Origin of the sequence: Paenibacillus etheri (assembly GCF_001012825.1) — a bacterium.
GTDB classification, from domain to species: domain Bacteria; phylum Bacillota; class Bacilli; order Paenibacillales; family Paenibacillaceae; genus Paenibacillus_AQ; species Paenibacillus_AQ etheri.
This window is the reverse complement of record NZ_LCZJ02000037.1, coordinates 336747-350247: the sequence shown is the minus strand read 5'-3', so window position 1 is coordinate 350247 and position 13501 is coordinate 336747. Positions and strand designations below refer to the sequence as shown.

The 13501-nt window shown below is 45.0% G+C and carries 12 protein-coding genes; 7 read left to right on the top strand and 5 right to left on the bottom strand.

Annotated features, from left to right (window positions below; all coding sequences use genetic code 11):
* Window positions 1–147: 147 nt before the first annotated feature.
* On the bottom strand, window positions 148–1539 hold the full coding sequence (locus UQ64_RS25040; RefSeq protein ID WP_060626089.1) for an MATE family efflux transporter: 1392 nt from the start codon (window positions 1537–1539) through the stop codon (window positions 148–150).
* A 263-nt stretch (window positions 1540–1802) separates the two neighbouring features.
* On the opposite strand from UQ64_RS25040, the gene hxlA reads away from it, so the two are divergent.
* The 3 genes from hxlA to UQ64_RS25025 all read left to right on the top strand — a co-directional run bounded on the left by hxlA (window position 1803) and on the right by UQ64_RS25025 (window position 3465).
* Entirely contained in the window at window positions 1803–2435 is a 633-nt protein-coding gene (hxlA, locus tag UQ64_RS25035) for a 3-hexulose-6-phosphate synthase (protein WP_060626088.1), read from the top strand.
* Window positions 2436–2445: 10 nt separating this feature from the next.
* On the top strand, window positions 2446–3003 hold the full coding sequence (gene hxlB, locus UQ64_RS25030; RefSeq protein ID WP_060626087.1) for a 6-phospho-3-hexuloisomerase: 558 nt from the start codon (window positions 2446–2448) through the stop codon (window positions 3001–3003).
* Window positions 3004–3087: 84 nt separating this feature from the next.
* Complete coding sequence (locus UQ64_RS25025) at window positions 3088–3465, top strand: winged helix-turn-helix transcriptional regulator (protein WP_060626086.1); 378 nt, start codon at window positions 3088–3090, stop codon at window positions 3463–3465.
* A 94-nt stretch (window positions 3466–3559) separates the two neighbouring features.
* On the opposite strand, the gene pepT is transcribed toward UQ64_RS25025, so the two are convergent.
* The 4 genes from pepT to UQ64_RS25005 form a co-directional block, all read right to left on the bottom strand.
* Complete coding sequence (pepT, locus tag UQ64_RS25020) at window positions 3560–4792, bottom strand: peptidase T (RefSeq protein WP_060626085.1); 1233 nt, start codon at window positions 4790–4792, stop codon at window positions 3560–3562.
* Window positions 4793–4888: 96 nt separating this feature from the next.
* On the bottom strand, window positions 4889–5542 hold the full coding sequence (locus UQ64_RS25015; RefSeq protein ID WP_060626084.1) for a sortase: 654 nt from the start codon (window positions 5540–5542) through the stop codon (window positions 4889–4891).
* A gap of 34 nt (window positions 5543–5576) precedes the next feature.
* Window positions 5577–6563: a hypothetical protein gene (locus UQ64_RS31095; protein WP_060626083.1), complete on the bottom strand. Its 987-nt coding sequence runs from the start codon at window positions 6561–6563 to the stop codon at window positions 5577–5579.
* Window positions 6564–7033: 470 nt separating this feature from the next.
* On the bottom strand, window positions 7034–8047 hold the full coding sequence (locus UQ64_RS25005; RefSeq protein WP_082651308.1) for an LLM class flavin-dependent oxidoreductase: 1014 nt from the start codon (window positions 8045–8047) through the stop codon (window positions 7034–7036).
* 255 nt (window positions 8048–8302) lie between these two features.
* Between UQ64_RS25005 and UQ64_RS25000 the strand changes: the two genes are divergently transcribed.
* The 4 genes from UQ64_RS25000 (at window position 8303) to UQ64_RS24985 (ending at window position 13380) form a co-directional block, all read left to right on the top strand.
* Window positions 8303–9307 carry a LacI family DNA-binding transcriptional regulator gene (locus UQ64_RS25000; RefSeq protein WP_060626081.1) on the top strand — a complete coding sequence of 335 codons (1005 nt, stop codon included), beginning with the start codon at window positions 8303–8305 and terminating at the stop codon, window positions 9305–9307.
* Window positions 9308–9638: 331 nt separating this feature from the next.
* On the top strand, window positions 9639–11063 hold the full coding sequence (locus UQ64_RS24995; protein ID WP_060626379.1) for an ABC transporter substrate-binding protein: 1425 nt from the start codon (window positions 9639–9641) through the stop codon (window positions 11061–11063).
* Window positions 11064–11200: 137 nt separating this feature from the next.
* Window positions 11201–12289 carry a carbohydrate ABC transporter permease gene (locus UQ64_RS24990; protein WP_060626377.1) on the top strand — a complete coding sequence of 363 codons (1089 nt, stop codon included), beginning with the start codon at window positions 11201–11203 and terminating at the stop codon, window positions 12287–12289.
* Window positions 12289–13380, top strand: coding sequence for a carbohydrate ABC transporter permease (locus tag UQ64_RS24985; RefSeq protein ID WP_060626080.1), 1092 nt, complete (start codon window positions 12289–12291; stop codon window positions 13378–13380). Before UQ64_RS24990 ends, UQ64_RS24985 begins: the two co-directional genes overlap by 1 nt.
* Window positions 13381–13501: the final 121 nt, after the last annotated feature.

Genomic DNA, 13501 nt, shown 5'->3' with positions numbered 1-13501 from the left:
GGTTCTCCCCTTTGGGTTTATGATAAGGTTCTATCTATTGTAACGTAGAATGCTTCATTCATTCTAAAATTTATGTAATCGTGAAGCAATAAAAAAGGTGGACCCTTAAGATCTGGTATGACCTTAGAGAACCACCTAAATAATTCGTTAATTTACAGCTGCAGGGGTAGTGGAAGGCGTAACGTGTTCTACATCATCGTGCTGAATAAGTCCATGTTTCTGCCAAGCCCGACTCTTCCAGCGGAAATACATAATGACAGCTCTTGTCCACTCATCAGCCGCAGTGGCAATCCACACACCGGCTAATCCTAGATTAAGCTGGAATACCAGGAAATAGCCAAGGGGTAAGCTCATACAGACCATGGAGATCAGTCCCATATATACTGGAAACTTCGCATCGCCTGAGGCACGTAGTGAGTTAATAATGACCAAATTGGTTGTGCGCCCGGTCTCTAGGAAGAAACTAAGCAGTATAACCTGAGCCCCCATCAGAATAATGTTCTCGTTGTCTGTGAAGAGGCCGAGTAGCGGTACCCGGAAGAAAATCACCAGAGCATCTATTATTACTGTGACCAGAAGTGCCCACTTCACACTGGAGAATACACGCTTATAGGCCTCCTCGGGGCGCCTAGCTCCCACCAGATGTCCTACGATTATGGAGGTTCCCATGGAGACAGCTACACTGAATAAATAAATATAATTGGAAATGTTGAGCGCGTATTGACGAGTGGCCATTGCCTCGGCGCCCAGATAGGTAATATACAGCGTGAATACGAGCTGACAAGATTGATAAATAATCGATTCAAACGCGGACGGGATGCCGATTTTGAGAATTTGCTGCACATATTTTTTGGAAAGATGAATGTAGTAGGTTAACTTCACCCGTACCTCCATCACTCTGTAGAGCAGTAAGAAGAAAATAATAAGGCAGATAAAACGACTGACAACCGTTGAGATAGCTGCACCTTCGACACCCAACGCTGGAAGTCCAAAATGACCATAGATGAGTAAGTAGTTACCCACCACGTGAATGATGTTCATCAGCAAGGATACGACCATCGTCTGTTTAGTGAAACCGTGCGTACGGATTGTGGTCGCCAGAGCATTGATTAATGCTTGGAGAAAAATACCGCCCCCGACAATATGTATATAGGATTTAGCGTAAACGAGAATATCCCCTTTTACATTCAGGGCAGTCAGTAGAGTCCCTCCGAATATCAGCAAAAACGTACTTAAGAGAATGCCTACTAACAGGTTTAGGGTAATGGCATTGCCGGTCACTTGAGCGGCTTCCAGTGGTTTTTTGGAACCGAGATATTGGGAGACCACAATAGCAGCGCCGTTACCAATTACACTGAGGACTAAAATGGCTATCGCAATGATCTGATTCGCTGCGCCAACACCCGATACGGCATCGTCCGACACGGAGCTAATCATAAAAGTATCCACACTGCCCATGAGCATAAATAGGAACAGTTCCAGGAATATCGGCCAAGTTAGTTTTACAAGGTTAAATTCTTGGTGATTCTTGTGCTTCATTGTACACCTTCTTACATTATGATTGATTTCCTGTTATTCCATAAACAAACTGTAATATTAGCACAGCTTTCATGAAAATGCAGTACTTTTACAAAAATATGACAAGGCAATATGGATTGCTGCAAAGATGAAGCCAGTAATGGCGCATTAGTATCCTCCAGGTAACTACATCACAATAAAGTGCCTACTTCCCCTAAGGGATGTAAGGATCTACAATTTGTACATGACTTACTAGAATATATTAATGAGGAGTGCAAATAAATATGAAATTACAATTAGCATTGGATTTAGTGGACATTGCGGGAGCGAAAGAGGTTGTCTCGAAAGTTGCCGAATTTATAGATATCGTTGAAATTGGAACCCCTATCGTTATAAATGAAGGTTTGCATGCAGTGAAAGCAATCAAAGAGGCTTTTCCTGCTTTGACTGTATTGGCGGATTTGAAAATCATGGACGCAGGTGGATATGAAGTGATGAAGGCCGTGGAAGCGGGCGCGGATATCGTTACTGTACTTGGTGTTTCTGATGATTCTACTATCAGAGGTGCAGTGGAGGAAGCTAAGAAAACCAATAAAGAGATTCTAGTTGATCTGATCAATGTGAAGGATATCAAAGCGAGAGCGGCTGAAGTAGACGCACTTGGCGTAGACTATGTCTGCGTACACTCTGGATATGACCATCAAGCGGAAGGGAAAAATTCTTTTGCAGATTTGAATGCGATTAAGAGTGTGGTTAAGCAGGCTAAAACCGCTATCGCTGGGGGAATCAAGCTAAGCACGCTTCCAGAAGTGATCGCCGCGAATCCTGATCTTGTCATCGTTGGCGGAGGCATCACAGGTGAAGCTAATCAAAAGGCTGCCGCAGCAGAAATGAAACGTCTAGTTAGTCAGGCTTAAGGTTGTTACAATGAACACAATGAAATATGCGCAGCAAATTATAGAGGAGCTTCAGCGCTCCATTTCTCAGCTTGATCATCAAGAGGCTGAACGAATGGCTGAACTTCTTCTTCAGTCCAATAAGGTATTTGTGGCTGGGGCTGGCAGATCAGGACTAATGGGACGAGCTTTTGCAATGCGACTCATGCATGTCGGTAAAGAAGCATACGTCGTGGGAGAAACGGTAACCCCGGGTATTGAACCTGGTGATGTGCTTGTGCTCGGTTCCGGTTCAGGAGAGACAAAGGGGCTGATCTCTATGGCAGAGAAGGCCAAAGGAGTAGGTGCAGAGGTTATTGCCGTTACGATTGCGCCGGACTCGACCGTCGGACGTTTAGCGAGCTATGTAGTGAAGCTGCCGGGGTCTACAAAAGATCAGGCCGGCGGAGGCTACAGCACGATTCAGCCGATGGCTTCTTTATTCGAGCAGACGATGTTGGTCTTTTACGATGCGGTGATTCTACGGATGATGGAGAAGACAGGGCAGACGACAAAGCAGATGTTTGGCAAGCATGCTAATTTAGAGTGAACGTACAGAAACGAATGCCTTCCTATAAGGAGGATATTCGTTTTTGTGTTAGTATGATAACAGGAGAGAGGAGGTGCTTTAGGTATGGCAACCGAGATTAAAGACCGCATCAACTTGAAGGAAATTAACTGCGAGAAGGAATTGACGCTTGCGGTGATTGGAGGCAAGTGGAAGCTGATTATCCTATGGCATCTTGGGCTTGAAGGAACGAAGCGGTTCAGCGAGCTGAAGAAGTTAATTCCTCATATCACGCAAAAGATGTTGACCAATCAGCTTCGCGAGCTTGAAGAGGATCAGTTGGTTCTTCGGAAAGTGTATGCCGAGGTTCCTCCAAAAGTTGAGTATTCCCTGACTTCATATGGACAGAGTCTGCTTCCCGTCCTTCGATTGATGTATGATTGGGGTAAAAGTTACGGAGAAAACGTGATCTGGAAAGACACGCCGCCGGAAGAAAGATGCTAGTCGAATAGTCTATGAACATTAATAATCCCTGAGAGGTCTGGATAGACTTCTACAGGGATTTTTTGTGTTCATTATGGAGTGGGTGGATTACGATTTAGGCTTTTTGTTCGAACAGCTTGGCGATCTCTACGATGACGTGCACTGCTTTTTCCATGTTGTCCGCAGAGGCGTATTCGAATTTGCCGTGGAAATTTTCGCCCCCGGTGAAAATATTAGGTGTAGGTAAACCCATGTAGGACAGCTGTGAGCCATCTGTACCCCCGCGAATTGGGCGGATGATCGGTGTGATGTTAAGATTCTCCATCGCCTCATGGGCAATATCGACGATATGACGCACGGGTTCGATTTTTTCGCCCATATTGTAATATTGGTCTTTCATTTCAAGTACGATGTTCTCTTCACCGTGGATGCTCTTGAATTCATCTACGATGGCAGAGAGAAAGGCTTTACGTGCCTCGAATTTCTCACGGTCGAAGTCACGGATAATATATTGGAGCTTACTGAACTCCGGGGTGCCTTCTATGGAGCTTAGGTGGTAAAAGCCTTCATAACCGTCCGTAAATTCTGGGGCTTCCTCAGAAGGGAGTCTAAGGTGTAGAGCCATGGCGATTTTAGCGGAATGAATCATTTTCCCTTTTGCAGTACCAGGGTGTACGTTGACGCCGTAAACAGAGATTTTGGCAGATGCGGCATTAAAGCTTTCATACTCTAGTTCGCCGAGAGGGCCACCATCCACAGTGTATGCATAAGAAGCGTTAAAAGCAGCTACGTCAAATTTATGAGGTCCGCGGCCGATTTCTTCGTCCGGTGTGAAGGCGACTCTAATCTTACCATGCTTGATTTCAGGGTGCTGAAGAAGGTAATTCATAGCTGTCATAATCTCGGCAATACCGGCTTTATTGTCTGCACCAAGCAGGGTGGTGCCATCAGTTGTAATTAATGTATGGCCTTTATAATCTGCCAGCTCTGGGAAACTCGTTGTAGACAATACAACATTCAACTCTTTGTTCAAAAGAATATCCTTGCCATCGTAGTTCTCTACGATCTGCGGCTTTACATTCGTTCCGGTGAAATCAGTTGCTGTATCGAGATGCGCCAAAAAACCAATGGTTGGAATATCCTTCTCTGTATTGGCTGGGAGCGTAGCCATGACATACCCATACTCGTCCACCTGCACTTCATCCATGCCGATTTCCTTAAGCTCTTCGACCAGCTTGTGAGCCAGCACCATTTGTCCCGGAGTGGATGGACAAGTCTCATTATCCTCGTTCGATTGGGTATCCATTTGGGCATACGAAATAAACCGTTCTATAACCTCTTTTTTCACTATGGGTCATCTCCTCATTACTGTTGTATCTATATAGTATCACTTTCCATATCCGGTCTCATCCCTGAAAAGGAAGATTAAGAATTAAGATTAGCTTTAATGAGGCGATGTTTCTTGCTTCACTAGCTTCGCAGAGAGTAAATACCGGTCCGGTGCTGACCCCACGTATGAAAAAGGATAACAGGTGATCAAAGTAAGAATGGCTTTATCGCTTGATTTTATAGCACCGCGTTCATTCCCGTCTACAATCGTGCTGCCTGTTACCTCATAGATGAACGTACCGTCCGTACTTTCCAGTTCGATCAGATCCCCTGAAACAAGTTCTCCTAGATTGCGGAATACGGTATCACGGTGTCCAGCAAGCACACTATTACCTACGTTACCGATAGCTGCGCTACCTATATAGTGTCCAGCTCCTTTTTTTAACTCAGGGCTTTCCGTACCCTCCAGAATAGCCACCTTCTTATTTAAGGTAGGGAAGCGGATTTCTCCAATCACCTCACCCTCTGTATAGGATGGAGGAGAAATGGGGTGTTCTGTTGGAGAACTGACCATTCCCTTGGGAAGAGGGTTCTCTTCGTTTGGAAGGGGGTGGGCGATCGCATCCTCCCTCTTTTTTGCCCAATCATTTAGGGCCTGTTTGGCCTCGATGGGTGCTTTGACGACTTGAACGATCGAATAAATCAGCACAACTAAAGAGAGTATGAAGATTAGCTTCACGGCTAGCAAGACACCATTACGCTTCTTCATACTCTCGCCTCCAGACTTATGTTACTAGATGTTATTATTTCTTCGATTTCAATCTGCGCATAACGATCACGCTGAGTACCGCAATAGCTAAGCTGACAAGAATTAAGTTATACCAAGGCTCAGCGGTATTTGGAAGCTTGTTGCCTGCCTCTGGTGCTCCCAAAGGAATGTCGCCGTCAGGTAAGGCTACTTCATCGCTTGGCTGAGGTGTTGCACTGGTGGTTTGACTACCTGCACCTGGTGATGCTGTTGGCTCATTACTGCTTCCGCCCATTGGGATCGGTTCTTCAGTAACGCTTATTTCATCCACTGCAGGCGGTGTAGATGTAGGCGATGGTGTTGTTGTAGCTGTTGGTGGCGCCGATTGACCTGGTGTTACGACAGCTGTAGGTGAAGTTGTAGTTGGTGGTGAATCTGTAGGTGTTGTGGTTGGTGCAACTGTAGGTGTCGGTGAAGCTTCAGGTGTAGCTGATGGTGTTTCAGTAGGTGTTGTAGTCGGTTCGGTTGTAGCTGTCGCCGTTGGCGTTGAAGTAGGCTCGGCGGATGGACCTGGTTCTCCGGAAGCGGAGAATTCAAAAGCTACGGTCGTGGCCTTCCCTTGATATTCGTTGCCAGCTTCCCATGGGAAGGTTACAGCCATTTGAATTACACTCTTCTCTCCTCCAGCAAGTGAACCGATGGTTACTCTGCCGGCAGCCTCGCTCATCGCTCCCGAATAGATGATGACTCCCTCTTTTTCGAGTGTCATTTGGAGAATATTGTACAACTCTACGTCTCCAGAGATGAATTTAAAGTCTACAAAGTAATCAAAGCCTTCTGTACCATCATTAATAATGGTATACTCTGAGCTCATTTCGTCACCGGGCTTCATATTGTTCATGGTGGCTGTGCTCGTGGTATGAGAATTCACAGTAAGTTTAATGGTATCCTGAGCGCTTACCCCTCCAGCGTGCCATATTACTCCTACCAGAATAATCAGAACGTAAGCAGCTATGAAGACCGAGTGGTGTTTCTTCTTCATTTTCTTTGCTCCTTTCTCCTGAGCCCATTGTAGCTGTTAAAAAACAAAATCTGCGGGCTTCCGGCAAAATCCTTCGTTTTAAACGATTATTCCATCCTACATTGTCGAAATGAGTAGTTTCGAAAGGTACTACTCATATGATTGTGTGCAGAATCTTTTCAAAAGAACGAAGGAAGAGGGCGTAGCTAAAATACAAATCGTTCGTTATAGCGAATATATAAAGTATAATCAAAATGATATCCAAAGAAAAATGATATATTAGAACTAATTTGATCATATTCGGTTATATAATAAGTAAATACTCTATTTATCTGTTGGTATCTCTATATATCTCTTTATTTTTATGATTTTTTATATCTTTGTAGTGTTTTATTAAGAACGGTTTCGAAAATAAATCAAAAAAGGCAAGACGCATATCTGAACGGGAGAATTCCCTAGTCAGATAACGTCTTGCCGTTAAGATTGCAATCTTACAGCTCTTTCATAGCCTCAGCTACAATTTCATAGGAACGAAGACGAGCCTCATGATCATAAATCCCTGCAGAGATAATCAATTCATCTGCTTGTGTCTCTTTCAGAATGTCTTGAAGCCGTTCTTTAATCGCTGCTTTATCGCCAGAGAAAGAATAACGCTGCTTATCGAGCATGATTACTTTTTCTTGTGTCGTCCATAGCCCATCCATACTTTCAACGGGCGGTTGTAGCTTGCCTGTACGCCCGCGGATGATATTGAGGAACTGCTGCTGCTGCGAGGTAGCTAGCTTTCTTGCCTCATCTACGGTATCGGCTGCTGTAACCCCGAGTCCGATCATAACATAAGGTTTATCTAGCACTTCTGATGGACGAAAATTACTGTGGTATATGTGCAGCGCCTGAAATAAATACTCAGGTGCAAAATGGCTGGCAAAGGCAAAAGGCAAACCTAGCTTGGCTGCTAGCTCAGCACTAAAGCCACTGGAGCCTAAGAGCCAGATGGGAACATTTAAGCCTTCCCCAGGAACTGCGCGTACTCCAGCTGGGCGTGATCCTGCTCCCGCAGGGTCGAAGTAAGCTCTTAACTCACTTAGCTGCTCAGGGAATTCACTGCCATCGCTTCCGAGACCACGACGCAGCGCACGGGAAGCTGGTTGATCAGATCCGGGTGCTCTGCCCAGTCCAAGATCGATCCGTCCCGGATATAGTGATTCGAGTGTCCCGAACTGTTCGGCAATAACAAGTGGTGCGTGGTTGGATAGCATAATACCACCAGAGCCAACACGTATACTTTGGGTGCCGCCAGCAATATGACCGATTAAGAGTGAGGTAGCAGAGCTGGCAACTCCGATCATATTATGATGTTCAGCGAACCAATACCGATGGTAGCCCCACTTCTCAGCATGCCGGGCTAAATCTAGAGAGTTATGAAAAGAGTCTGCCGCGGTCCCGCCTTCCACAATAGAAGCTAAGTCCAGTACGGAGAATCGAATGTCACGAGGTTGTTTCAATGTTATCCCTCCTATAATAAATGCTCTATACCCTAGAGCAGTATTTGCAGCTATAGATATCGCTACTCGGCTAGTATACCATGTAATAAAACTATATACACACTTTAAGTAAGCTGCCTGCCTTCAGAGTGAAGATAGAGAAGGACAAGATGATTTTTTTAAAAAAATGTAAGCGCTTTTAAAATTCTATTGTTATTTCCAATCGGGCTTGCTATAATCACATCGAAAAGTTCCCTAAAAAAGGAAGTTATCATTATGAAGCCAACCATAAGAGATGTTGCCAGAATGGCCGAAGTGTCGATTAGCACAGTATCACGTGTTATGAATGCACCGAATTCGGTAGTGGAGAGCAAACGGAATCGAGTGATGGAGGCTGTAGAACGATTGCGGTATCAACCTAATTCATTTGCACGTGGTCTAATTTACAAGAAGTCCTTTACACTGGGCCTGCTTATTCCGGATATTGAGAACCTGTATTTCGCTGGGGTAATTCGGGGAATGCAGGATGCATGCATCAAGCTTGGGTACAGTTTAATGATCTGCAATACGGACCGTGACAAAGAACGACTACTGTCCTATATTGATAACTTCCATGAGAAACAGGTGGATGGAATCGTATTCGCCAGTGATGTCCTTTACCCTGAATATCATGATAAATTGGTCGGTTGTAGAATTCCATTTGTGCTAGTGTCTTCGCATTCCGATGAGTTTCATATTCCAAGTGTGGAGGTGGATGATGAAGCGGCTGCCTATGATGCTGTAAAATTCCTGATTGATTTAGGTCATAAAGATATTGGCATGATTGGTTTTAACCATGATAATTCTGTATCAGGACCACCACGTTATGAGGGATTTGTAAGGGCACTAACAGAATCAGGGTTACAGCAGAATATTGTGAAGAGCAAATACGCTAGTCACCGGTTTGAACATGCTTATCAAGCTGCACATGAACTATTTACGGATTACCCCGAGCTAACTGCTGTTTTCTGTGTTGCTGATGAATTCGCGATGGGGACAATTTCCTATCTAAAGGATCGTAATATTCTGGTTCCGGGTCAGGTGTCTGTGATTGGGTTTGATAATCTGAGAATGTCGAGTATGTTCATCCCGAAGCTAACCACGATTGCACAACCGATTTACGAGTTAGGGTATCGTGCGGCCGAGAAGTTGCATGAATTACTTACAACAGGTGAAGTGCAGGTATTGAATGAGAAGATGGAGCATAAGCTGATTGTGCGGGAATCTACACGGGAAAAATAGGAGTAGTCCACTTTTGTACCACCCTCTGAAAAGCTTTTCAAAATTCCATGCTCGTCTTAAGCAACATTTGGATATTTGCTTAGACAATAAAAATAATTTTTACCAAAACATTTCAAATACGAATTGGAAACGCTTACTTTATATGATATTATAACAAATGTAAGCGCTGCAATTAATTGGAATATGCGATTCGATTCTTTATAGTATAGATCCTTAGATTCTGAAAAGCTTTGCAAGGAGGTGATCTGCTACAAGCTGCTGATACATGCCAGGGTACCGGATGATTGAGTCAGAAGCAATCTCTAAAACCATTAAAGGGGATGTACAAAAGATGAAGAAAACTTCAGGACGTAAAAAGTCATTGGCTTTAGTACTGTGTTTATCCTTCTCTATGATGCTGAGCGCATGCGGCGGAGGCAATAATAACAATGCAGCGCCTACAGATCCACCTGCGGCAACTACCAGCCCGACAGCAGATAACACTGAGAAAGCTACAACTGCTCCTAGCACCGAGCCTTCGGGATCTCCGCTAGAGCTAGCCATGAAAGGCGACTATAAAGGAACTAAAGTAACGATGTTCGGTCCCTTCGTAGATGCTGACCAAGTGAAATTTGAGAATAGTATTAAAGAATTTGAAGAGAAGACAGGAATTGATATTCAATATGAGGGCTCAAAAGAGTTCGAAGCTACGATAAACATTCGAGTAGACGGTGGAAATGCTCCGGATATCGCTGACTTCCCGCAGCCGGGACTGCTAGCCTCGATTGCTAAGACTGGCAAGGTTATTGATTTGACTAGCGTGCTGGATCAAGCTAAATTGACGGCTAATTACAACAAGAGCTGGCTCGATATGTCTAATATGGACGGGAAAGACGGCAAGATTATGGCGGGGATTTGGAACCGCAGTAACGTAAAGAGTTTGGTCTGGTATCCAAAGAAGCAATTTGATGAAGCAGGCTACAAGGTTCCTGAGACATGGGATGAGATGATGACTCTGACGGAACAAATTGCGAAAGACGGTGATCCTGCTTGGGCTATTGGCATCGAGAGTGGTGCTGCAACAGGCTGGCCGGCAACTGACTGGGTAGAAAATATTATGCTGCGCACAACTACACCGGAGAACTACGATAAATGGGTAAAAGGTGAGCTGCCATTTACCTCACCAGAAGTTAAGAATGCAGTAGAAGTCATGTCTAAAATCTGGCTCAACAAGGACTATGTCTACGGTGGTGCTAAATCCATTGTGACGACATCGTTCGGGGATGCCCCAGCGCCAATGTTCAATAATCCTCCTAAAGCATGGTTTAATATGCTCGGCAACTTTATTACAAGCTTCTTCCCTGAAACGGCAAAGGTTGATGTGGATTATGATTGGTTCTACTTGCCGCCTATTGATCCTCAATATGGCAAACCAGTGCTAGTTGCTGGCGATATTTACGCTATGTTCAACGATCGTCCTGAAGTACGTGCGGTTATGGAATTCTTCACTACAGGTGAGTCCATTAAGAGCTGGGTACAGTCTGGCGGCGTAATTGCTCCAATGAATGATGCCTCCCTTGATTGGTATACTTCAGAATCCGACCGCCGGATGGCGAAGCTGGTTCAGGATGCTTCCACGCTGCGCTTTGATGGCTCTGACCTGATGCCGGGCAAAGTGGGTGCAGGTACCTTCTGGAAAGGGATGACCGACTACGTGAGTGGTACAGCGACGCTGGATCAGGCGTTGGAGCAAATCCAGTCTGGCTGGAATAACTAACCTAATATTGAAAGCACACAGTTAAAAGTTGGGGCAGCGAGATTTGAAGGTTCTCTGCCCCTCTTTTTGTTTTCCAAAGCGCGAGTATAGGAGGAGCTGGAGCTAATATGGGTGGACAATCACAACTACAGCCACAAATGAAACCACGATCAAAAGCCAAGCAAACGGTCAGCCTTAGGGCGGTATTGCTGTCTCTTATAGTATTAATAGCCAATGTTGTTGTTAATGGCTCGATCTTTTTATTCTTTCGGGATTCGACGTTAAACCCGCTACTGACGGCGGTTCTGGCTGTTCTATGGGGGGTTCTGGGTGTTTATCTGATCTATTACACACTTACCTGGGCAGTTGAGCAATATCCTGATTACGTACGCCGTAAGGTATTGCCCTATATTTTTATAGGTCCGGCAGTGATTATATTGGGGTGGCTACTGGTGCTGCCTGCGCTACGGACGCTGTATTTAAGCTTTTTTAATGCTTCTTCAGAGAAGTTTGTGGGTCTCAGTAACTATGCAGCGATCTTTAGCGACCACCTGATGGCAACGGCACTGCGTAACAATTTACTTTGGGTGTTCGTTGGTACACTGGCATGTGTAGCTTTTGGACTCTTGATTGCAATTCTTGCCGACAGAAGCAGCTATGAGAAGCTAGCCAAATCGATCATTTTTATGCCAATGGCTATTTCTTTTGTAGCCGCAGGCGTTATTTGGAAGTTTGTATATTACTATCAACCCGGCGATGAACAAATTGGTCTATTGAACGCCATCGTTACTTATTTTGGGGGAGAACCACAGGCATGGACGAGTATGCTTCAGCCGTGGAATAATTTTTTTCTCATCATCATTCTGATTTGGATGCAGACCGGATTTGCGATGGTGATATTCTCGGCAGCCATCAAGGGAGTTCCTGACGACATTTTGGAAGCTGCGCGAGTGGATGGTGCTAATGAGGTGAAGATTTTCTTTGGAATCATGATCCCCTACATTTCAGCAACCATTCTAACTGTGACAACGACCATTATCGTCTTTACGTTGAAAATATTTGACGTCGTCATGGTGATGACAGGAGGTCAATACGATACAGAGGTAGTGGCTACACAGTTTTACCGCCAATTCTTTATGTACCGGAATTTCGGTTACGGCTCCACGCTGGCTATTGTTCTGCTGATCGCAGTGTTGCCTGTGATCCTAATCAATCTACGTCAGTTCCGTAAGCAAGGGGGATTCTAATGTCCGGGAAAAAGAAGAGAAAAGGTAGCAAGACGATTGTTAATATCGTGCTGGGTGTGATTTGTTTCATTTGGCTGCTTCCAACCCTTGGGCTGTTCATTTCTTCCTTCCGTCCGGCTGCCGACATTCTGCAGACTGGATGGTGGAAAGCTTTTCCCCATCAGGAGTGGAAGGCTGGAGAGACCCTTCAGCTATCGAAGGATGTGGATCTGCGGGAGCCGATCGAGGTGAACGGCAAAACCTATACCGATGATCAGCTGAAGGCGGGCGTGAAGGCCGATGGCAGTCGTTTAATGTGGGAGAACCGTAGAGCACGTACCATAAATCAACAGGAACAAGGCTGGAAAGTGACACCGGATCTCACATTGGACAACTACAATAACGTGCTCTCGGGCAAGGAATATAAGCTCAAGCAAGCCGACGGCAGTGAAACGGTGCAAAAGGGTACCGGATTGTCGCAAGCCTTCTGGAATACACTGACGATTGCTGTTCCGGCGACGGTTATTCCGGTGTTAATTGCTTCTTTTGCCGCTTATGCTTTTGCTTGGCTGCGTTTTCCTGGCCGCCGGACACTCTTTGTCATTATTATCGCTATGCTTGTTATTCCAATACAAGTGGCACTTATTCCAGTGCTTAAAGATTATACGGCTCTTGGACTAAACGGAAGCTACTTGGGTATTTGGCTGGCGCATACGGCCTTTGGTTTACCGCTAGTTACCTACTTTATGTATAACTTTATCAGTCAGCTCCCTAAGGATTTGTTTGAGTCGGCCTTTATGGATGGGGCGAGCCATTTCACTATTTTCAGTAGGCTGATTCTACCGTTATCTGTGCCAGCACTGGCTTCTATTGGGATCTTTCAATTCCTATGGGTGTGGAATGATTATTTAGTCTCGCTGATTTTTATCGGCAATCAGCCGTCTGTTCAGGTCATGTCGATGAAAATTGCCGACTTAGTAGGCTCACGAGGCAACGACTGGCATTTACTCACCTCAGCTGCATTTATCTCTATGCTGATGCCGCTCGCTATTTTTTTCCTGCTGCAAAAGTATTTCGTCAGAGGGCTTATGGGTGGGTCGGTCAAAGGTTGATTTCGGCATATATATAGACCGAACTAATGATATTAAATTAAAGCTCAGTAGTCACTGCGGTGAATTATTGGACTTCCGGCCGCTGTTGTTTGCAGATTTCTTGATTTTATTCCGCTCCGAT